Source organism: Aureibaculum luteum (assembly GCF_003449015.1).
Lineage (GTDB): Bacteria > Bacteroidota > Bacteroidia > Flavobacteriales > Flavobacteriaceae > Aureibaculum > Aureibaculum luteum.
Map to the genome: position 1 here is coordinate 66,252 of NZ_QRGD01000005.1, position 22,440 is coordinate 88,691.

Below are 22,440 nucleotides of genomic sequence, written 5' to 3' on the forward strand. Positions count from 1 at the left end.
TGTTTTAACCTAAAATTTTAAGTTTGGCAAATTGTAATAGTAATTTTTTACTTCCAACTGAATCAAAGTTTATTTCAGCTTTCTTATTAGAACCAACACCTTCCAAGTTAACAACTTCACCTTTACCAAACTTGGTATGTTCAACTACATTACCAACTGTAATATTGCTATCAAATAAATTTTGGTTAATATTACTAACCTTTTTTAGGTTTTTTGGTGCACTTATTTGTATGGTTTCTGGAGTTGATTTTTGTTTACCTTTAGGCTTAACCACCTCTCTTTTTACAGGTTTTTTAAAGCGAACTTTATCTTGAGGAACATCACCAAAAATATCTTCATTAATAAATTTATTAATATTTGGAGAAACCTTTGGCGTCATAAAATCGATATACTTATCGTCTATTTCTTCTAAGAATCGACTTGGTTCACAATCTACTAATTTACCCCAACGGTATCTTGAATGTGCATATGATAAATAGGCCTGTTTTTCAGCTCTAGTTAGAGCTACATAAAACAAACGACGCTCTTCTTCTAGCTCACTTCGCGTGTTCATACTCATTGCTGAAGGAAATAAGTTTTCTTCCAAACCAACAATATATACGTATTGAAACTCTAATCCCTTTGCCATGTGCACCGTCATCAAAGAAACGCTATCTACATCCTTGTTTTTTTCATTATCTAAATCAGTAGCTAAGGCCACATCTTCAAGAAAGTAAGCAAGCGAAGTATCTGTTTTTCTTTCTTCTCCGTCTTCTTTTACCTCGTTTTGCTCGTCAATAAAATCTTTAATACCGTTTAATAATTCTTGAACGTTTTCAACTTTACTAACAGCTTCTGGGGCTTCATCTTTTTCTAACTCCTTAATTATTTTGGTTTGTTTTACAACAAAATCAGCTACTTCAAACGCATTCTTTGTTTCTGCTTCTATCTGAAAAGTCTTCACCATCGTTACAAAATTATGTAGTTTTAATTTTGTACTTGCATTTATTTTTACATCGACTTTATCGATATTTTCAAGAATTTCAAAAATAGATTTTTTATAATGATTAGCGGCCACACTTAATCTTTCAATAGTTGTTTGCCCCACTCCCCTTGCTGGATAATTAATTACACGTTTTAAGGCTTCTTCATCATTAGGGTTTACAATTAAGCGTAAATAAGATAATATATCCTTTATTTCTTTACGTTGATAAAAGGATAATCCACCAAAAATTCTATAGGTAATATCTTTTTTACGTAAGGCATCTTCAATAGCTCTTGATTGAGAATTCGTTCTATACAAAATAGCAAAGTCTTCATTTTTGAGTTGATGATTCATCTTATTATCAAAAATTGAATTCGCCACGAAACGACCTTCTTCCCCTTCTGAAAGGGTACGCATTATTTTTACTTTTTCACCCTTATCATTATCTGTCCAAATTTCTTTATCCAATTTGGTTTTATTTTTATCAATAACACTATTGGCAGCTTCCACAATATTACTAGTAGATCTATAATTTTGCTCTAATTTAAAAATCTTAACCTCTTCATAATCCCTTTGAAAATTTAAAATATTCTGAATATTTGCTCCCCTAAATGCATAAATACTTTGCGAATCATCACCTACCACACAAATATTTTGAAATCTATCCGCTAATGCCCTCACAATTAAATATTGAGAGTGATTGGTATCCTGATACTCATCAACCATTATGTATCTAAATCGATCTTGATACTTTGCTAAGACATCAGGAAAACGTGTTAAGAGCTCATTGGTTCTCAACAATAAATCGTCAAAATCCATTGCACCAGCTTTAAAACAACGATCTACATACTGCTGATAAATTTCACCAATTTTAGGACGATTTGCCATTTTATCTGTCTCTTGCAATTCAGAGTTAGCATAATACGCCTTTACCGTAATAAGACTGTTTTTAAAAGAAGATATACGACTCAACACTTGTTTAGGTTTGTATCTGTCTTTATCTAACTGCATTTCTTTAATAATGGTAGAAATCAGTCGAACAGAATCTTGTGTATCGTAAATTGTGAAATTTCTAGGAAACCCTAATTTATCTGCTTCTGATCGTAAAATACGAGCAAAAACAGAGTGAAAAGTACCCATCCATAAATTTTTCGCTTCACTATCACCAACCATTTTGGCAATTCTGTTCTTCATTTCACGGGCTGCCTTATTTGTAAAGGTTAATGCCAAAATGCTGAAAGAGTCCACTCCTTGCTTCATCAGATGAGCAATTCTATACGTCAAAACACGGGTTTTTCCAGAGCCAGCACCCGCTATAATAATCATAGCTCCATCTTTTTGTACTACAGCAGCTCGCTGAGCTTCATTTAATTCTTCTAGGTAGTTCGTCACTAAATGTTTTTTTGTGTGCCTCAAAAATACAACTGTAATTGATTAATCACAATTAATTCTTTAAAAGTTATTAAATAGATAAAATATTTTATAAAAAAAAGCGATTTCTAAAAATAGAAATCGCTTTTTTTTTGATTCTTTTTACTATTTGTTAAAAGTATAGCTAACACCAGCCATAATCAATGAGGTAGTCATATCGTATGAAACTTCACTGTTTGGTATTGCCCCATAGGGGTTATCTGAACTAACAAACATCGGATTAAGTAACTGACCTTTTGTTTTTCCACTACTAGTGCCATAATGAAATACTACATCAAATGATAATTGATCATTAGTCACATAACTCAGACCTAATTGAAAGGCATTTTTTATAATTGCAGTTGCTGGAATATTAAAAAAGACAACATCATCATTAATAGGGTTTGAACTATAAGTATATCCTAAACGTAATGGGAGTTTATCAATTCCTTTATACTGAATTCCTGCAGATAGGATAGAAATATTTTCCCAACCGAAACCAGCTACTGAAGCTGTTGGAGTCCATCCCGTAGTGGAAAACCCATCAGTATCTTCATAAAAAACTGTTCTATAATCTAACGCTATATCAATAGTACCTTTAGAATATCCTAAACCAAATGATAATATGGCTGGATAATCCATTTTGAATTTATTTGTGTTTGTTGAATTGTCTAAATAAGTATTTTCAAATTCAAAATCACTAAAAGATTGTTTTGTTTTATATGCGGCACCAGCTTTAATTCCTGAACCTGAATTAAAGAACAAACCAAATTGACCACCAAAACCTGTAGCTGAGGCTTTATTGGTAGCTGGGTACCCAGCTGAATTAGGATTAGTCGTTGGGTTAGGGATCAATTCTAATGTTGAATAGTTAAAAGTAGGTTCTAACCCAATAGAAAACTTATCAGAAATTTCATAAGCATAGGTTAAGCCTATTTGTAAAAGAATATAATCTGATTCTATTCTTCCAAAACCACCCATGCTTTGTGGCATATTGATAGGGTTGGTAGTGCTTTCAGGAAAAGTAACCCCAAAACCACTAATACCAAAAGCAGAAATACCAAAAGTATGTTTACTATCTTCTTTTCCATAGACAAATGCTATAGCTGGCATCATTGAAGGATCTCTATCATCTTTTGTAGTACCGCTAAAAAAATTACCAGTTGGTTGCCCTGTATTCTGATCAAATTCAGGTACAGTAGAGTTTAATTCAGGAGATGAGAAGAACATACCGACATCTAATTTCAAAATGCTTTCATCAAAAACCGAAATAGTTGCCGGGTTCCATTGCAAAGCTCCAGATATATCCAAAGGTTGTGCTGTAGACGCTCCTCCCATGGACATATTAACTGAGCCTACACCTTGCATTATATGTCCAGATTGAGCGAAAGCTACCGTTGAAAAAAGAATAATAAATAATTTGTGAACATTATTTTTCATATCATATAAATTTTATAATTATACGATACATATACCAATTTCTTAGTTAAAAATATATCCTATAATCAACTGTTAGTAAATAACTTTAATAAAAGTAAGTTTACTAAACCACTAAAACCATGACAATTATCATTTAATGATTAAAAATTCTTAATTCAAATCAGATTCTTAAAAGATAAAATACTAAACGAAAATAATGTTTTAAAAATTACTTGTTGAGACGAACTTTTTGATTACCTTTTAATAGCATCAATTTTAAATGTCCAGGCATAATTACTCTTCGGATTATTTCTCAATTTCTCTGGAATAATTACTTTAAACCCTTTATCTAATTTTTCCCATTTAAGCCTTGTGTTTGAGCCTAACATTGTGATTTTAGCACCTCTTTTAGGAGTGAATGATTCAACGACAATCTCACTAGGCATTGTATTCTCATTTTCCTCAGCCAAGTAAAAGAAAAATACATTTTCCTTTTTGTTTTGCGTAAAGCAAATATTATTTTCTTTAAAAGGAGCAATAGGCTTGGTATTATAAATGGCTGTTCCATTAACATTTATCCAATCTTGATATTCTTTAAGTAAATCATATGCTCCTTGTTGCCAAGTTCCATCAGGACCTGGAGCAATATTCAATAATAAATTACCACCTTTTGCCACAATATCAACTAACATTTGAACTCCTTCTCTTCCACTTTTATAGGTTGCATTGAATGTATGCGACCAGCCACCGCCCGAAATAATACAAGACTCCCAAGGATAAGACAATGCTTTTTCAGGAACTCTGTTTTCGGGTGTTAAATAATTCTGGTTTTTACCATGAACCGCTCTATCCACAACAATTAATCCTGGTTGCTTTTCCCTAGCTTTCACAACCAATTCATCCATTTTAATATCCTGACTAACAGCACGATGTTTAATAAATCCGTTACCTGACTTATTTTCTGCAAACTTGCTTTTATAAGCAGACACAACTTCTTCTTCTGACATTTTAGCCACCCAGCCTCCATCTAACCATAAAATATTAACCTTACCATAATCTGTAAGTAATTCTAAAATCTGATTGTGTGTAAAATCAATATATTTTTGCCATTTTTCAGGATATTCTAAAGGATCATAATTGACATTTCTATCTTGTGGTGGAAAATAAGGATCCCAATAATTTTCTTGATTCCAATCTGGTTTTGAAAAATAGGCTCCTATCCAAAAATCTTTTGCTCTAAATGCATTAAATATCTCTTTGGTAATATTTGCTTTTGGATTTGTACTAAAAGCACATTCTGGGTCAGTTACTTTATAATCTGTATACTTAGAATCAAACATAGAAAAACCATCATGATGCTTAGTGGTAAAAATCATATATTTCATTCCCGCATTTTTAGCTGCTTCTGCCCACTTGTCAGGATTAAATTCAGTAGGATTAAAAGTCTTTTTTAAACCTTCATATTCTTTTTTGTATTCAAAATAATTTTGCGGATTTTCTCCTTTTTTACGTTCACACCAACCATAATCTTCAGGACATAAGGACCAAGATTCAACCACGCCCCATTGACTCGCTGGAGACCAATGCATTAATAATCCGAACTTTTTATCTTGCCATTCGTCTAATTTTTCTAAAACTAACGGATCAGTTTCAGGCACATACCTTTCGTCTTCATAAATAGCTTGCGAAAAACTAACGGTTGATATTAACAATAGTAATGTTAAAAAATTTAATTTCATGATTTATTTATTTATTTAATGTTTAATTTTTCTACTTTTTTGAGCTGTACTCAACGAGTATGGCGTGTTTTCTGATTTATTCGCCCAATCCTTATTTGGAGTATTACCCATATTAAATTTGAGTTCTCCACCTTTTTGCAAATCATCAAATTTTAAAAAACTGTTTTGGTAATCAGTTCCGTTAAGACTCGCTTTTTGAATGTAAAAATTATCCTTACCATTATTATCTGCTTCAACAATAAAAATATTTCCATTTTCCAGATGTAATGTAGCTTTATCAAATAAAGGGCTACCAATCACATATTCATCAGCTCCAGGAGTTACTGGGTAAAATCCTAAAGCACTAAAAACATACCAAGCTGAAGTTTGACCATTATCTTCGTCACCGCAATACCCATCTGGTGTTGCTGAATACAATGTTGTTAATACTTTCCTTATTTTCTCTTGTGCCTTATAAGATTTGTTAGCATAATTATAGAGATAAATCATATGTTGTATTGGTTGATTCCCATGTGCATAATTACCCATATTTACAATTTGCATTTCTCTAATTTCATGAATCGTAAATCCATAATAAGAAGCATCGAAATCAGGTGGCATATTAAAAACCTCATCTAATTTTTCGTCGAACTTATCTTTACCTCCCATCAATTCGATTAATCCATCAACATCATGAAAAACAGACCATGTATAGTGTACACTATTCCCTTCTGTAAATGCATCTCCCCATTTTAGTGGGTTAAACGGTGTTTGAAATTTACCGTCTTTATTTTTACCTCGCATCCAAGAAGTTTCCGGATCAAAAAGATTCTTATAATTCATTGATTTTTTATAATATGCATCTGCAATTTCAGTTTTACCTAACTTTTCAGCCATTTTTGCTATGGTAAAATCTGCATAAGCATATTCTAATGTTCTGGCAGCATTTTCATTAATTCCTACATCATAAGGAACATATCCTAAATCATTGTAATAATCTACTCCTGCCCTACCCACAGAATTTACAGGACGACCTTCACTAACCGTTGCATTTTTTATCAAAGCCTCCATAAGTAGATCAGTATCTAAATCTTTAGCACCTTTTAAAAAAGCATCAGCAATAATTGGTGCAGAATTTGAACCAATCATACAATCGCGATGGCCAGGACTAGCCCACTCTGGTAACCATCCTGATTCTTTATATGTATTTTGCAAGCCCTGAACAATTTTACTATTCAAATCTGGATACATCATATTAAAGAATGGGAAAACCGCTCTAAAGGTATCCCAAAAACCATTGTCAGTAAACATATAACCAGGCAATACTTCACCATTGTATGGACTGTAATGTACTACTTCATTAGCTGCATTAAATTCATAAAATTTTCTAGGGAAAAGCAACACTCGATATAAACTTGAGTAAAAAGTTCTAATGTTATCAATATTTTGATCTTCAATTTGAATTCTATTCAATTCTGTATTCCAAGCCTGTTTTGCTTTTTCTTTAGTCTGCTCAAAACTATCCTTTCCTATTTCCCTATCTAAGGTTATTTGAGCCTGCTCTGGACTTATAAATGAAGATGCCACTTTCACATTGACAGTCTCCCCTTTTTTTGTTTTAAATCCAATAATTGCACCCACATGCTTTCCTTCACTTTCTGTTACATTCTCCAGTAATTTCCAATCATCCGTCCACGTATGATTGATTTCGAAATCTTTATCAAATTCTGCAACAAAATAGTTGTGAAAATTTTCAGGTACACCACCACTATTATTTCGACAATACCCGATAATTTTTCGTTCTTTAGGCAATATTTTAACCATAGATCCTTTAAAAAAAGCATCTAACATTATATATGATTTATCAGATTCTGGAAATGTAAATTTAAAATGAGCCGCTCTTTCGGTTGGAGAAACTTCTGCAGTTACATCATAATCTGCCAAATACACTTTGTAGTGATATGGTTTAACAGTTTCTGCCTTATGTGAAAACCAAGAAGCTCGTTCATCTTCTTGAAATTTTAAATCGCCCGTAGTTGCCATAAAAGAAAATGCCGCATAATCATTAATCCACGGACTAGGTTGATGCGTCTGCTTTATACCTCTAATTTTATTTTCATCGTATTTGTAGGTCCAACCATCCCCCATTTTAGAGGTCATTGGTGTCCAAAAATTCATTGCCCAAGGTGTTGCTATTGCCGGATAGGTATTACCATTAGACAAACTAAAATCAGAATCAGTACCCATCAGTGGATTTACATAATCTACTAAGTCTTCATTTTGTTTTGTATTCGATTTTAAGCTTCCATTATCCGGTTCTTTTTTACAAGAAATAATGGTTATTAATAAGGATACTACAATTATTTTTATTTTCATATTTGAGATATAATTTTGTCTTATTACTTGTACATACTATTTGAACTTTAGCTTTATTTTAATACACCTATTAATTACTATGGACTTTTTGTAGCTGATACTCAATTCAATTTTACCACACAAAAATTTCATCTACAAAAATCCAAGAATCGTTTCCTGCACCCTCATGCCATTTTGGTAATACTTTTGGGTTTTCAACTATTACTTTAAAAAATCGAGCTTCAGTTTTTGGAATGTTTACCGTAAATTTTTTTCTTTTAGTGATTCTTTCTTTATCTGTTCTAATAATCTTTAACTCACCAACTGGTTTAAAAACTCCATTTTTAGTATTAGAAACTAAAACTTTTAACTTCGTAGGAAAAAGAATCCAACTACCAATATCTTCTAAACAGTTAATGGAGATATTATCTACATTTTTCACCTTTCCTAAATCAATAGTTGTATTAACATCATATCCTAAATATCCAGTCCAATTTCCATCTTTGAAAGACAAACCTCCTTCTTTTAAATCAAATAACTTACTTGCATCAGGGTACCGCTTTTCAGGCTTATCTTTAATAGTATAATTTGCAATACGATCATTAACTTTAAAATAATCTTTTTGCAACACGTTGCTTGTCAACCATCCTTTTTTAAATACTCTTGTCTTGAGCGTTTTCGTCTTATCTATAACTATTGGAGCTGCAAAAATTGCAGATGTAGAATCTGGATCTTCACCATTGAGTGTATATCTCACTGTGACATCTTTAAATTTACTTTCAATAGAAAGTGATATTTTATCAATAAACAAGGTTTTTTCTGGAATAATTGTTGGCACTTCTAACTGACTCATTTCGACAAAACCTTCTATTAATCCGCTATGAATACTCACTTCATACTCCTTTTCAAGTGTCAATGCCATTTCTTTAGAAACATCTGTTTGCCATACATAAATTTGATTTGGCTGAATTTCTTTCAATAATGCTACCAATCCATTATTAGTAACCGTTGTATTAAAAAGATTAAGTACTTCTAAACTTTTTATACTTTTTATATTTCTAATAACCTCATCCGTCACTTTTGTATTGTCTAATCTGAGCATTTTTAAATGCTGCATTTTTTTTAAAACGCCGGTCATGTTATCTGTAATATTTGAATTGCTAAAATCTAGTTCTACGATTTGTTCGCTCAATGCAGACAAACTACTCACCTGAGCTTTTGTAATGTCTTTATTTATCCATTTTACGCTTAATTCTGGTTCTCCTGGAACTAATTCTAATACCATAAAACCTGCCTCGGTTACCTCGAAAATAGCTGACATTGAGGCTTTAGGAATGACTATTTTATTAAAAACTAAATATTTTTTTAGCAATTTATTTAGTGTATCACTTTCTGTAATGTTTTCATAGTTACCCTCAAACTTCAATCCACTATCTATCCAATGTTTTAGCAACCAAATCTCATCTTTTGTCAATTGTGATTTGCCTTCTGGTGGCATATGTTCATCATCTGAAATTGGTAACAATAATTGCTTATAAAACAAACTACCATGTGCATTGCTAGCTTCTATTGCAATACCACTTTCTCCCCCTTTTAAAATAACATCTTTAGAAATTAAGGAAAGTTCACCTTTTGTTTTTGTAGGATTATGACATTGTATACATTTATCATCTAAGATCTTAAAAACAACATCATTAAATACTTGTAAACTATCCACCACCTCAATAGTTCGTTCTTTTTTGGCTGGCCCAGCATATTCAGTTAAAAAATTGTCGCCATGGGTTAATACACTTCCATAATGACCCGCTACGGTTAAACTAATTAGCGTTACTATAAAAACGGGGAACACCATTTTTTTAGCCGTAAAAGTATTTTTTGAACTTAGATAAAAAAGTAAAGATGCTAAGATTGCAGTTAAGATTCCTGTATAATAATGAATGTCTAAAACGTCTTTACCATATCCGCCTTCAAGGGATAAAAAATAGCCCAAAATACACGCTAAAATTGCAGAAACCGCAGAAAAACCTAGAGCATACGTTATAATTTGATGTGGATAGTTCTTTTTTAAACGACCAACAATATCCACAAAAAAAGTAAGTAGTAAAGCTCCTATAGGCAAATGCAACGCAACGGGATGAAACCTACCAAAAAATAGTAAAATTCTTGGAGCTTCTTCATTGTTCTGAACATCAACTACCAATCCACTTAGCAAAAAGCAAAATAATATGAGATACTGTTTATGTGTATTTTTTATATTCATCAATTAAAAATCCATTCGTCCATAAATAACCACGCTTTATTTCCGTTACCATCGTGCCAAACGGGAATTTGTTGTACATTTTTTACAGAAATGCTTATGGTGTTTACCATTTGATTTATAGGTATGGTAAAATCCATCATGGCTCTATCAGTCACCTCAGCCAATGGTTCAAGTTGAAAACTAAGCTTTTCTTTATTATTTACAATTACCTCAATTTCAGAGGGTGGAAAAATCCAAGAAGCTGGATCGTTTAAATAGCCAATATCAATACTTTTTAATTCGATATTTTTATCAAAATTAACCGTTGCTTTTGCTATGGTGTCAAAACCAACCCATTGTGGATTACTATACTCTAGCGTTGCTTTTTGTCCATTAATTAAAGTGATATCACCTGTTCCTTTATATTTTTCATTAGAATTTGTATGCCATTTAATAGCACTAGCGGAATATCCTTTCTTATATAATTTTACGACAGCGACTTCACTAGCTTTATACGTATGATGAAAAGCTCTAAATTTAAGTTCACTCGGCTCGCTAATTTTAAGTTCTTTGATTAATTTAAGTGATTTCTTTGTGGGGTCAGAACCATCACTAGAGTAAAAAACCTCTGCTCCATCAATATTCCTATCGGTTCTTATGGTGACAAAAGAATCAATTACTGTATTTGAAGCGATAATTCTAGGCTGTACTAATTGTACATTTTCTTTCTGCAAAAACGATACTTTTGTCTCTTCATCTTTACAACTAAAGATTAACATACTTAAAAACAACACAACAATTATTTTCTGTATCATACGCGTGTTAATTTTATAGGATAGGTTTGTCCTGAATTCCATTGTGCAACATAAACATTTTCATCTTCGTCTATACAAACATCGTGTGGGTACTGAAATAACCTGATTGTTTGATACAACTCGTTTAATTCATTATTTTTATAGGAAGGTGCAGTTGCTCCAGGACAGGAAACCACTTCGTTTTTTTCATTCATGATCAACAAAAATCCTGAATCTGCATTCGGAGATTCTTTTGATTTTAATACTGCAAAATAAATTTCCTTTTTATGAATTACAGGTCTACAAATTAATGCTCCAGGAACATTTATAGATTCTATAAATTTACCTTCTAAACTAAACCGTTTTAAAATGTTCATTTCTCGAGCTGAAATCAATAAACTCTGACTTTTAGCATCTCTATCATCCAAACAAATTCCATGAGCATTCAAAAATTGTCCATCATCGGTCCCTTTTCCGCCAAAAGAATTTAAAATATCTCCTTTATGATTGTAATGTGTAATGTATTGATTTCCATAACCATCAGCCACATAAAAATCTCCATTTTCTAACACTGTTGTTTCTGTAGGCTTATATTCTTCTTTATTTGTATAATTACCGGTATCAGCAGGATAATCCAATTCAAAAATCACCTTTCCATCTATCGTTGTTTTTATAATTTGATGACGTTCATAATCAGTAATCAACAAAAAATCGGCACCATTTTCCTTTACCAAAGTCAAGCCATGTGCTCCAGGATATTCTGTTCCCCAAGTTTCTAATAACTTCCCTGATTTGTCGTAAATAATTACATTGTTTTTGGTATGATTGGTCAACAAAACAATTCTTCCTTTGGAATCTTGAACCATCTCATGACAATCTTGTACAGGTGTTTTTAAAGGGTCTAAATTTCCCCATTTCATATTCACTTTGTATTGATGTGAATTGTGTCCAATAATTAAATCATCATATTTATCAGCATTAAAAGCACTCGCAAACGTAGGATATGCCATAATACCTAAGGATAGACAAGAGGATTGCTTTAAAAATTTTCTACGACTTGAGTTGTGGAGCATAAAGGTTTAGTTGTTGTTATTTTATTAAGCTAAAACATCATGAACTACATGACCCGAAACGTCAGTCAATCTATATCTTCTACCTTGATGTTTGTGTGTAAATTTTGTATGGTCAACACCCATTAAATGCATCATTGTTGCTTGTAAGTCATGCACATGCATAGGGTCTTTTACAATATTATACCCAAAATCGTCCGTTTCTCCATAGGTGAACCCTGGTTTAACTCCGCCACCTGCCATAAACATGGTAAAACATTTTGGATGATGATCTCTACCATAATTTGTATCTGTTAATGTTCCTTGACTATAATTTGTACGACCAAATTCGCCTCCCCAAACCACCAGAGTATCTTCTAATAAACCACGTTGTTTTAAATCCATTATCAAAGCTGCAGTTGCTTGATCTACATCTTTCGATTGCCCTGCAATTTGCGTTGGTAAATTTTCGTGTTGGTCCCATCCCATATGATACAATTGTACAAAACGAACATCACGTTCTACCAATCGTCTTGCTAATAAACAATTTGCGGCATACGTACCTGGTACAGTTGCATTGGCACCATACATCTGAATGATATGTTCTGGTTCATCCTCAATATTCATGGTTCCAGGAACAGAAGTTTGCATTCTGTATGCCATTTCATACTGTGCAATTCTACTATTTATTTCAGGATCACCAAACTCTTCTTCTTGTTTGTGATTGAGTTCACTAATATGGTCTAACATTTTTCTACGCTCTTGACGCGACATTCCTTCGGGATCTTTTAAATACAATACAGGGTCCTTTCCTGATCTAAACTGAACACCTTGGTGCAGTGAACTTAAAAAGCCATTACCCCAAAGTCTAGAATATAATGGTTGCGAAAAAGGTCTCCCTGTTCCTCTTGATAATAATACTGTAAATGTGGGTAAATTGTTATTTAAACTACCTAAACCATAACTAAACCAAGAACCGATACTCGGTCTTCCAGGTTGTTGAGAACCTGTTTGAAAAAATGTAATTGCAGGATCGTGATTTATTGCCTCCGTATGCATAGACTTTACAAAACATAATTCATCAACAATCTTTGAAGTATAAGGCATCAATTCGCTTACCCAAGCTCTTGATTCTCCGTATTGTTTGAATTTAAAATTACCACCCACCAGAGGAAAATTGGCTTGACCAGATGTCATTCCTGTAAGTCGTTGTCCTTTTCTGACAGAATCTGGTAACTCTTGACCTCTCATTTTATTCAGCAAAGGTTTATGATCAAACAAATCTAATTGAGAAGGCCCACCACTTTGGAACAAATAAATTACACGTTTTGCTTTGGGAGCAAAATGAGGTAAATTCATTCCTGCTAAAGGAGAACCTTCTGCCTCAACAATTGAGGAAAAAGGGTCTAATAAAGAAGCTGCAGCTAAGCCGCCAATTCCCAATCCTAATTTTTTAAGAAAATGTCTTCTATTATTATTTAAAAAATGTTTTGAAAGTTCTTCCATATCGTTATGCTTTTACAATGGCTTCATCAAGGTTAAAAACCAAACTTGTTAATACAGATAATCCATATAATTTTTCTGCCTTAATGGATCGATTTGCTTTGATTAGCTCATTTATGTTTTGTGCCTCTTTTTCGTTATATTCTTGCTCTGCATTTTTCAAAAATGATAATAATTTTTCTTTTTCTTCAGGGTCTGGAGTTCTTGAAGTTAATTTTCTAAAAATATGTTCTATACGCTGTTCATCCGTTTTAGCTTCGCCTTCTTTTATTGTGTTCAATGCTAAAACTTGAGCTGCCTCTATTAAAACAGGATCGTTTAACATAACTAAAGCCTGTAAAGGCGTACTTGTTTTCTGACGTTCTACAGTACATAAATCACGACCAGCAGCATCAAAGGTCATCATAGCTGGTGGTGGTACCGTTCGTTTCCAGAATGTATATAAACTTCTTCTGTATTGATTACCACCGGTATCCATAAAATATTTTGTTAATCCTTGGCCTGAAGTTGTTTCTTCCCAAATACCAGGTGGTTGATATGGTTTCACACTTGGACCTCCCACTTTTTCAACTAACAAACCACTTACTGACAATGCATTATCTCTTATCATTTCAGCAGTCAATTTATCTCTAGAATTCCGTGCTAAATATGTATTATTAGGATCTATTTCTAACAACTTTTCATTGGTTTTAGACGTTTGTTGGTAGGTATTAGAAAGCACCATTCGCTTCATCATTTTTTTCATATCCCACCCCTCTTCTTTAAACGTAATTGCCAACCAATCTAACAATTCAGGATGCGATGGTAACGCTCCCTGATTTCCAAAATCAGCACTACTCGAAACTATTCCTACACCAAATATTTGCTGCCACATCCTATTAACGGCAACTCGAGCTGTAAGACTATTTTCTTCACTAAAGAGCCATTTTGCTAATCCTAATCTATTTCTTTCATACCTTCCTTCAAAAGGAGCAACCATTTCAGGAGCCGCCAATTGCACTTCATCGGTTGGAGCATCGTACGCACCACGATTTAAAATATAGGTCTTTCGCTGTGCTTTATTATCTCGCATAACCATAGGCTTTGCTTCTTTAATGCTATCTGGCATATTCACAAAGCTAAGGGCTTCTTCTATTTCTTTTTGAGTAATTGTAATATTAGGTTCAGGAATTTCATCATAACCTATCAGTCCCTTTTCATCAACATGATTAAAGAAACCATAAAAGCTATAATATTCCCGTTGTGATATTGGATCATATTTGTGATCATGACATTGAGCACATTCCATTGTTAAACCCAATAAGGCTTTTGAAGTAGTATTAGCTCTATCCAAGACGTATTCAACACGATATTCTTCATCAATAACACCACCTTCTTGGGTTATTTTATGATTTCTATTAAAACCTGTTGCTAAAATCTGTTCTAAACTAGCATCAGGCAATAAATCACCAGCCAACTGCCATTCAATAAAATCATTATAAGGTAAATTTCGATTGAAAGCACTAATTACCCAGTCTCGCCAAGGCCACATCACACGCTCTAAATCATCTTGATAACCATGCGTATCTGCATATCTAGCAATATCTAACCAATTAGCAGACATCCTTTCTCCATAAGCCTTTGACGCCAACAATTTATCGACTACTTTTTCATAAGCATCAGCACTATTATCATTTAAAAAACTATCCAACGCATCAATACTTGGTGGTAAACCAGTCAAATCAAATGACACTCGTCTTATTAGTTTTTCTTTACTCGCCTTTTTAGAAGGTTTCAATCCTTTCTGCTCTAGTGTTTTTAAAATGAAATTATCTATTTTATTTGCTACCAATTCTGAATTACTCACCTTTGGTATATCGCTTTTTACGGGAGGAACAAAGGCCCAATGATCTTTCCAAACAGCACCTTGTTGAATCCATTTCGTCAATACTTTACGTTCGTAATCTGTTAAGGATAAATTTGATGTTAATGGAGGCATTCTTTTTTCAACATCTGGATTGTTGATACGATAAACCATTTGACTATTGATGGTGTCACCGGGAATAATGGCATGTCTATCTAATTCCTTACCAATAGCTGCATAGGCATTTTCCTTTATGTCCAATCTAAGTCCTGCTTCTCTTGTGCCTTCATCTGGACCATGACACAAATAACAACGATCTGATAATATAGGTTTTACATCAAAAATATAATCTACGTTTTCTGGCACTTTCATCTCAGCGGTATCGTAGTTGTTTTCTGAAGTACTACTTAAACTGTTATATCCTTCATTTTTATCTTTTGAAATGTATTTAAAAAGTAATACAAGTAAAAATGGCACTATAAAATAAAGGAACCATTTAGCAGATTTACTCTTGTTCTTTTCAGACATACCTTTAGAATTTGACAGCAGTTTAGTTATAAAATTGAATATATCACATTTTTTTCGACGAATGTATTGATTTTCACATTTAAAGATATGGAATTTTGATTATTTGACCAATTGACTCTATTTCTAGAATAAAATTTTACATCTATATTTAAAAGGTTTTATTATTTATTCTCAAAATTAAATTCAGCCATTATAGGGTAATGATCTGATAAACTTTCTGGTTTTCCTTTGTTAAAAATAGTCACATTCTTACATGATTTAGATATAATTGGACTCGTTAAGATATAATCTATTCGTTGTTTATTTTGAATAACCTCTGTAGCTGTTTGATAAATTCCAATTAATGCTGGGGTAGGAAATGTATATCTATTATTTATTTCAATAAAATTCTTACTAACATCGATTGCAGGTACTGCCAAAAAAGTTGAAATAACAGAATAATCAAATTCTCCGAGCCTAAGGTTAGAGTAATTACTTTCATTCTTATCATTTAAGTACTGCTGCTGCAAACTTTTATTACGTTTTAATAACTCTTCATCAAATGGAGAATGTGCGTTGAAATCTCCAAGAATGATAAATTTATCACTCTTTTGTTTTTTAATTTTATCTGCAATAATGCGTGCCTCTTTTAGCCTAAAATCTGCATCAGCTGGCGATAAATGAACAACGAAAAAATCAATACCATATATTTGACAATGCAAAAAACCATGCCAAAAATTATCGATATTACGTTCCTTTAGAATAATCGGTTTATTAGAAGTAAGTCCTACTGGATACCCCTCAGATTTTAATATTTGCACATATTGATGTCCCCATTTTAGAGCATCCTTTTTAAGTTTTTCCTGATCATAACCGCATAACTCTTGTAATGCTAAAACATCTGGATTTTCACTCTTAATCCAATTAATCCAATTTTCCTTTCTAATAGTATCTTTACCCGAGTCGAAACCATTCCAAATATTATAAGTCATTACTTTAAAATTCGTTTTGGTCTCTTGTGCACTGGTATTTATAGAAAACAAAATTACCAAAGAAATAAAAGTGATTTTAAATGCATTAATACATTGTTTCATAATGTGTTTTTTATTTTTAAAAGTTGAAATATGGTTAGTTAGTTAATTTAATTCTAAAACTATCATAAGATTCATTACGCCAAGATTTTTCTATTGTAGAAGGAGATATGCCGAAAAAAGGAGAAAAAGTTTTTATTATAACGGTTTGCTTATCAGGAAGAAATTCTAATATACGTAACCATCCATCACCTCCATTTCCATGCCATCCACCTCCATCGGCTTGAGCATTAAACACCATTTGGTGTACATCTTTTTGCCCTGCATTCTTTTCCTTTCTGTAACCGACATTTTCAGTAAACCCTCCTGTACCTCCGATATGCCCACAAAATACCATTTCAATATTTTTAGATGGGGCAATTAATGTCTCCCACAATTTTTTACCGTGCGTAACATCTTTAACTTTATACCCTTCTTTTTCAATTAAGGCATTATCATTTGACATGGCTTTCATATAACTATGTGTCAAAACAACTCCCTTATGATCTTTATATTTTTCTCTTGAAAAAATGGCTTCGGTCTGCTTAACAATAGTATCTCTTGGATTAAACTCCAAAGATGCTATTAGGTATTTAACATTATGAGGAGAGACAAATTCATAATAGGCGTTTTCTAATGTTTGCTCACCTGAAAAATTAGGCATCATTCCTGTTAAAATACTACTTGTTGATTTCATTTGATTTGGAAAAAAATAAGAATTCAGCTGAGAATAACGATTCTCAGCAGACTTACTACCATAATCATGGTTTCCAGCACACAAAATATACGGTACAATGGTATCTAAAACAGAAAACGCTTCTCTAACTGCTGTCCATTGCTGATTGCTATTTTGATCCCCATTTACTCCATCTCCTACAGGTATGTTATTTTGCTCTACTAAGTCACCTTGGCATAAAACAAGTTCAATATTTAGTTTTTCCTTATTCCGTTTTATCCACCTTGTCATCAATGAAAATATCGGTTGATTTTGTTCAAATTTAATATAAGTTTGAGGGTCAGGTAATACAATCATGGTCCATGAGGCCTCATTTTCTAATTTTGGTTGACCAGACTGTGCATAAATTTTATTCAGAAAAAAACTAAAAGTAATGAGTAGTGTAAGGGTTAATTTTCTCATAGTATTATGTTTACAAAATTTTACAATGGTTTTATTAAAAAACGACATCGAAATTATTTTATTAAAAAGTTAGAGTCCTTGGCCATACTAAATTTGTTTTTACTCTTTTCTTTCAATTATTATTATCGTTTTTTTGAGCTTTTTAATACCGATGACGACTTCTTTATAATCCCAACTATTTTTATACTTGTCAGCAAAAATCCTCATTCTTCCTTTTCCTTTAGACCCTTTTACCCGAAAGCTAATATCAATAGAATCGTAATCATTTGAGTATTGCACAACACCTTCTAAAATAGCTAATTTGTCAAGAGGTTCCAGTGTTCCTAAAAGTGCTTTACTTCTTCATTTTCTTGTGCTTTTTCTAGTGCATTATCTACTAGATCAGTATCCGTATATGCCCTTGTTATGTCAGAGATGTTTTCTCCAATTTCTGAGGAGGAAACTAGTACAATACCCATTAAGAATATTGCGACCATTGGAGTAAGCCATTTCCACTTCCGTTGCCACCAACTTTTATGTTCAATTAATTCGTTCATATTGTTAAATTGTATGTAACTCAAGTTTTTAAATTAACTGTTTTCATAGCATAGAATTGGTCCTTTTAATAAATTCTCTAATAATAGAATTGATTAACATTTCAATTCTTCTATTTACTTGAGATAGCCAAGTTCCATTCAATTGGGTTGCTTAAAGAGCTACATGCCATATCAGGTCTCTGTGTGGGATCGTTCAGAAAATCTTCAGCAATTTGAAAAAAACAAGGATTGAACAGACTATGACCTTCATCTGGGAATATGACTTCATAACCGTTTTTCAAATGCTTTAATGCCTTGGTAGCATTGCTAACGGGAGTAACATGATCTAAACCACCACTTACCATAAGCGTTGGAATTTCAGAAACTACGGCTTGGTTTTCAATCTCTGAAGCTCGATATGGATGCCAATTGTTCATTAATTCTATACCTAGGTCAGAGTACTGTGGTATATTAACTGCGATTTCAGATTGTTTTAAAGATTCCACCATCGCCGCTTCATCATAGAAAGGAAGTTCTTCATAAGTCAATACAGAATTGCTCATAGAAAAATTAATAATGTTAGAAATATTTTCTATACCTCTTAAAGCATTTACGAGAAATTCGAATTGTCTATTTTCTATTGCTTCAATTAGTACAGGTATGTTAGCTATGGCCTCACGATTGTAAAGCGACATAAAAAATAATGACAAAGCATCTTGAGGATTTAGAACGAACGGTTTGCCTTCATAATAAATATCCAAAGGGTCAGATTCTAATTTCTTCATTGTTTTTAATAACCGCTCTTTCAAATTCGGGTATCGGTTATTACAGTCTTCATTTTTCTCACAACGCTCAAGAACCGATAAAAGGGAGTTTTCAAAATTTCGGAAATATTTGTTTATAAAATCCGTTTCTGGCGAAAATATTCCCGCAAGTACTGCACTTCGAATACTGTTTGGAAAATCACGCATTATGGTCAATCCTAACTTAGAACCATAAGATGGTCCAAAAAGATTCCATTTTTTATAACCCAAGGCTTTTCGTAAATCCTCAAAATCAGCAGCATTTTCTCTACTATTATACCCAGCAAGGTCAACGCCATCATTTTTCATGGTTTCCTTGCATTCTGAAAATATGGTCTTTAGTGCATTAATTTCGCCCGCATTGTCAAGGTCTTGTCTCATCATATCGAAAATGGCAGCTCCCATTTCGATGCAGTTTGCTTCTGACGCACCTGTTCCACGCTGATCCATTAGTACAATATCCCTATCGTTTCTAAGAGGATGGTCTTTCCAGAATTCTTCCATAATCAAGGTTGCCCCACCTGGGCCGCCCTGTAAATAAACGATGGGTGCTTTTAAGGAATCAGGCTTTTTGGCCTTTAATACTTTATATACCAGTTTCAGCGTTCTAGAATTGGAATCATTTCGATTTTCTGGCACTTCTAGAATTCCATCTATAACTTCATTTGGAGAAGTATTACAGGCACATAATAGAACTGCCAAAATTAAAATTATCCATGTACGCATGCTTATATAGATTGAATTAAGATGACCTATTAGCGATATCAATTCTCCCCACCACGATTTTCAGTTCTGTTTTTGTTTAAAAAACCGCCCAATAGAATCTTGAAATCTGCTATACTTATTTTTTATATAATATTAATCATACAACCCTAAAACTCCCTGTAAGGAGCCTCCAACAACGCATTTACTTCATCTTCAGAAAATTTAGCTTTTTCGCTATCCCAATGCAAGGTTTTATTTGGAAAACGACCGGCAATAACCCCTAACAAAATAGTTTCCGTTAAACGTGAAGCATAAGAAAAAGGTGCCGTACATTTATCTTTACCTAAACAAGCATCGACAAATTGATGGTAATGCTTTTCTCCCTCTGAATCATAATTTCGAATGGGCTCTCCCAAGTTATGCTCCTTACTTATCGCAGCAATTTCTTCAGATATATCTACATATTTTCCATCTACAATTTTTCTAGGTAATTGCATAAAGTGAGGTAAAAGTAAACGCCCTTTTTCACCAATAAACATAGCTCCTTGATCTGGCAACTTACCATCACCTTCCACTTTTGTTTCTAAGGACATTTTTTCATCTAACGTTGCTTCCTTAACTTTCTTAGATTCAGCTTTTGCAGTATTACTTCCTGGCAATTTTAAATCTTCATGGTCTTTTGGAGCTCCTGGTCCATCATACCAAACCCATTTTAAGGTTTCTGCTGTGAATTTAGTTTGCGGAAATTCATAAGTTACAATATTGTTTTCTGGAAATCCAAAACCTGTTGGTTTTCTGCATTCGTTAAGTATCGTTTTTGGAACGTCAAGCTTCAAGGCATTGTATGGCGTATCGAAAATATGAACACCCATATCACCCAAAGTACCACAGCCATAGTCTAATAATTTTCGCCAATTTCCAGGATGATAAACACCATCTTTATAAGGTCTTTCCGCGGAAGTACCTAGCCAAAGGTTCCAATCTAATGTTTTAGGAACTGGATCTGAACCTTTTGGTTCTGGCCCATCGTAACCCCAATTTTTAGGCGACCATGCTCTTACCGTATGTACTTTACCAATAATACCTGATTGAATTAATAGTGTTGCTAATTTATAATCATAAAAAGAATGTACCTGAATACCCATTTGCGTAACCAAATTTTTATCTTCTGCTATTTTCCGCATGGCTCTTGCCTCCGATACATGATGTGTTAATGGTTTTTGACAATATACGGCCTTACCATGTTCCATAGCCATCATGGAAGCCGGAGCATGGGTGTGATCTGGTGTAGAAACTATAACCGCATCAATATCATCAGACATTTCTTTAAACATAACTCGATAATCAGTGTATGTTTTAGCATTGGGATGTAACTTTTTTGCTGCTGCTAAATAGTTTGAATCCACATCGCATAGAGCAACCATATCTACCATATCATGACTAGAAATAGCATTAAGATCTGCTGCCCCCATATTACCCACTCCAATATGTGCTACCTTTAAACGATCGTTTTTAGCAAGAGCCCATAATGAACTCGGTAAAGCTGCAACTGCAGCTAATGCAGCTGTAGTCTTTAAAAATGTTCTTTTATCCATGATATGTATTTTTTATAGTTTTTTAATTTTTATATTTCTGAACCAGATTGGACTTGAATGATCTTGAAAACCAATATAACCGGTCTTAAAAGTTCCATACAGTTTTTCTTCTTTCCATTTACCAGTATTCTTTTTAGCATACCAGTCTTCTGACCATGGAACAAATTCAACCACTTTCTTCCCATTTAACCAATACTCAGCCTTTTCTGGCGTAAACAGGATACGCGTACTGTTCCACTCCCCTGTCGGATTTAGTTGTTTATTCTCTGGGTTAGCAGGATACATAGCATAATCAGCAGCAGTTGATTGCAATGGGTGTAGTTCCGAAGGATTTTCATAACCTAAACTTGTGTTATATTCGGTAAGGCTGTGAATTTTAGCATAATTTTCATCATCTATCAGTTGATATTCTGGGGCAATGTTTGGTGGCCCTGCATTTGGAATATTTTCTTTAAGGTGATAAAATATTCCGCTATTTCCTCCTTCAGGTATTTTCCATTCAACATACAATTCAAAATTGTCAAATTCTTCGTCACCGTAAATAATATCTTTCCCACCTTTATAATCCTGCTCTAAACCAAGTTCAGTATCAAAGGTTAATACACTATCTTTAACAATCCACCCTGGAGGTAAGGCATCACCATTATAAGCTCGCCAACCTTTAGTGCTAACACCATCAAAAAGTTGTATCCATTCTTCAGATGCTTTATTTTCAACCTTTTTAGGTTCATTATTCTGTGCGTCTTTTTTTATCTCTTTTTTACAAGAAAGAGTTAAACAAAGAACAATTAAAAGTATCATTGATTTTTTCAT

At 33.2% G+C, this 22,440-nt stretch carries 16 protein-coding genes; all 16 read right to left on the reverse strand.

Going from position 1 to position 22,440, the window contains the following annotated elements; genetic code table 11:
* Nucleotides 1–4 precede the first annotated feature (4 nt).
* Nucleotides 5–2,356, reverse strand: a complete 2,352-nt coding sequence (locus tag D3P13_RS12555) for an ATP-dependent helicase (RefSeq protein ID WP_117882941.1) — start codon at nt 2,354–2,356, stop codon at nt 5–7.
* 144 nt (nt 2,357–2,500) lie between these two features.
* Nucleotides 2,501–3,814, reverse strand: coding sequence for an OmpP1/FadL family transporter (locus tag D3P13_RS12560; protein WP_117882943.1), 1,314 nt, complete (start codon nt 3,812–3,814; stop codon nt 2,501–2,503).
* Nucleotides 3,815–4,047: 233 nt separating this feature from the next.
* Nucleotides 4,048–5,532, reverse strand: coding sequence for an alpha-L-fucosidase (locus D3P13_RS12565; protein ID WP_117882945.1), 1,485 nt, complete (start codon nt 5,530–5,532; stop codon nt 4,048–4,050).
* A 15-nt stretch (nt 5,533–5,547) separates the two neighbouring features.
* A complete protein-coding gene (locus D3P13_RS12570) occupies nt 5,548–7,887 on the reverse strand; it encodes a GH92 family glycosyl hydrolase (RefSeq protein ID WP_117882947.1) in 2,340 nt (779 codons plus the stop codon).
* A 112-nt stretch (nt 7,888–7,999) separates the two neighbouring features.
* On the reverse strand, nt 8,000–10,126 hold the full coding sequence (locus tag D3P13_RS12575; protein WP_117882949.1) for an FN3 associated domain-containing protein: 2,127 nt from the start codon (nt 10,124–10,126) through the stop codon (nt 8,000–8,002).
* The gene (locus tag D3P13_RS12580) at nt 10,126–10,920 is read right to left on the reverse strand and encodes a chitobiase/beta-hexosaminidase C-terminal domain-containing protein (protein WP_157972912.1); all 795 of its coding nucleotides are present in this window, start codon (nt 10,918–10,920) and stop codon (nt 10,126–10,128) included. The genes D3P13_RS12575 and D3P13_RS12580 overlap by 1 nt, the downstream gene beginning before the upstream one ends.
* Complete coding sequence (locus tag D3P13_RS12585; RefSeq protein ID WP_117882952.1) at nt 10,917–11,972, reverse strand: NHL repeat-containing protein; 1,056 nt, start codon at nt 11,970–11,972, stop codon at nt 10,917–10,919. Before D3P13_RS12585 ends, D3P13_RS12580 begins: the two co-directional genes overlap by 4 nt.
* A 24-nt stretch (nt 11,973–11,996) precedes the next feature.
* Nucleotides 11,997–13,454, reverse strand: coding sequence for a DUF1501 domain-containing protein (locus tag D3P13_RS12590; RefSeq protein ID WP_117882954.1), 1,458 nt, complete (start codon nt 13,452–13,454; stop codon nt 11,997–11,999).
* 4 nt (nt 13,455–13,458) lie between these two features.
* The gene (locus tag D3P13_RS12595) at nt 13,459–15,822 is read right to left on the reverse strand and encodes a PSD1 and planctomycete cytochrome C domain-containing protein (protein ID WP_117882956.1); all 2,364 of its coding nucleotides are present in this window, start codon (nt 15,820–15,822) and stop codon (nt 13,459–13,461) included.
* Nucleotides 15,823–15,983: 161 nt separating this feature from the next.
* On the reverse strand, nt 15,984–16,895 hold the full coding sequence (locus D3P13_RS12600) for an endonuclease/exonuclease/phosphatase family protein (protein WP_117882958.1): 912 nt from the start codon (nt 16,893–16,895) through the stop codon (nt 15,984–15,986).
* 34 nt (nt 16,896–16,929) lie between these two features.
* A complete protein-coding gene (locus D3P13_RS12605) occupies nt 16,930–18,009 on the reverse strand; it encodes a metallophosphoesterase (RefSeq protein WP_117882960.1) in 1,080 nt (359 codons plus the stop codon).
* Between the two features lie 99 nt (nt 18,010–18,108).
* Nucleotides 18,109–18,288 (reverse strand): cytochrome c oxidase assembly factor Coa1 family protein, encoded by a 180-nt coding sequence (locus D3P13_RS22445; protein WP_394336462.1) that lies wholly within the window; start codon nt 18,286–18,288, stop codon nt 18,109–18,111.
* A gap of 44 nt (nt 18,289–18,332) precedes the next feature.
* A complete protein-coding gene (locus D3P13_RS12615; RefSeq protein WP_117882964.1) occupies nt 18,333–18,545 on the reverse strand; it encodes a hypothetical protein in 213 nt (70 codons plus the stop codon).
* Between the two features lie 110 nt (nt 18,546–18,655).
* A complete protein-coding gene (locus D3P13_RS12620; RefSeq protein WP_117882966.1) occupies nt 18,656–20,053 on the reverse strand; it encodes an alpha/beta fold hydrolase in 1,398 nt (465 codons plus the stop codon).
* Between the two features lie 146 nt (nt 20,054–20,199).
* Nucleotides 20,200–21,627 (reverse strand): Gfo/Idh/MocA family protein, encoded by a 1,428-nt coding sequence (locus tag D3P13_RS12625; RefSeq protein WP_117882968.1) that lies wholly within the window; start codon nt 21,625–21,627, stop codon nt 20,200–20,202.
* A 12-nt stretch (nt 21,628–21,639) separates the two neighbouring features.
* Entirely contained in the window at nt 21,640–22,440 is an 801-nt protein-coding gene (locus D3P13_RS12630) for a 3-keto-disaccharide hydrolase (RefSeq protein ID WP_117882970.1), read from the reverse strand.

Excerpts from the sequence above, each read along its gene's own strand:
- D3P13_RS12580 (WP_157972912.1), bottom strand. The coding sequence starts at position 10,920 with ATGATACAGAAAATAATTGTTGTGTTGTTTTTAAGTATGTTAATCTTT.
- D3P13_RS12615 (WP_117882964.1), bottom strand. The coding sequence starts at position 18,545 with ATGAACGAATTAATTGAACATAAAAGTTGGTGGCAACGGAAGTGGAAA.
- D3P13_RS12595 (WP_117882956.1), bottom strand. The coding sequence starts at position 15,822 with ATGTCTGAAAAGAACAAGAGTAAATCTGCTAAATGGTTCCTTTATTTT.
- D3P13_RS12625 (WP_117882968.1), bottom strand. The coding sequence starts at position 21,627 with ATGGATAAAAGAACATTTTTAAAGACTACAGCTGCATTAGCTGCAGTT.
- D3P13_RS12570 (WP_117882947.1), bottom strand. The coding sequence starts at position 7,887 with ATGAAAATAAAAATAATTGTAGTATCCTTATTAATAACCATTATTTCT.
- D3P13_RS12585 (WP_117882952.1), bottom strand. The coding sequence starts at position 11,972 with ATGCTCCACAACTCAAGTCGTAGAAAATTTTTAAAGCAATCCTCTTGT.
- D3P13_RS12620 (WP_117882966.1), bottom strand. The coding sequence starts at position 20,053 with ATGCGTACATGGATAATTTTAATTTTGGCAGTTCTATTATGTGCCTGT.
- D3P13_RS12630 (WP_117882970.1), bottom strand. The coding sequence starts at position 22,440 with ATGAAAAAATCAATGATACTTTTAATTGTTCTTTGTTTAACTCTTTCT.
- D3P13_RS12590 (WP_117882954.1), bottom strand. The coding sequence starts at position 13,454 with ATGGAAGAACTTTCAAAACATTTTTTAAATAATAATAGAAGACATTTT.
- D3P13_RS12600 (WP_117882958.1), bottom strand. The coding sequence starts at position 16,895 with ATGAAACAATGTATTAATGCATTTAAAATCACTTTTATTTCTTTGGTA.
- D3P13_RS12560 (WP_117882943.1), bottom strand. The coding sequence starts at position 3,814 with ATGAAAAATAATGTTCACAAATTATTTATTATTCTTTTTTCAACGGTA.
- D3P13_RS12575 (WP_117882949.1), bottom strand. The coding sequence starts at position 10,126 with ATGAATATAAAAAATACACATAAACAGTATCTCATATTATTTTGCTTT.
- D3P13_RS12565 (WP_117882945.1), bottom strand. The coding sequence starts at position 5,532 with ATGAAATTAAATTTTTTAACATTACTATTGTTAATATCAACCGTTAGT.
- D3P13_RS12605 (WP_117882960.1), bottom strand. The coding sequence starts at position 18,009 with ATGAGAAAATTAACCCTTACACTACTCATTACTTTTAGTTTTTTTCTG.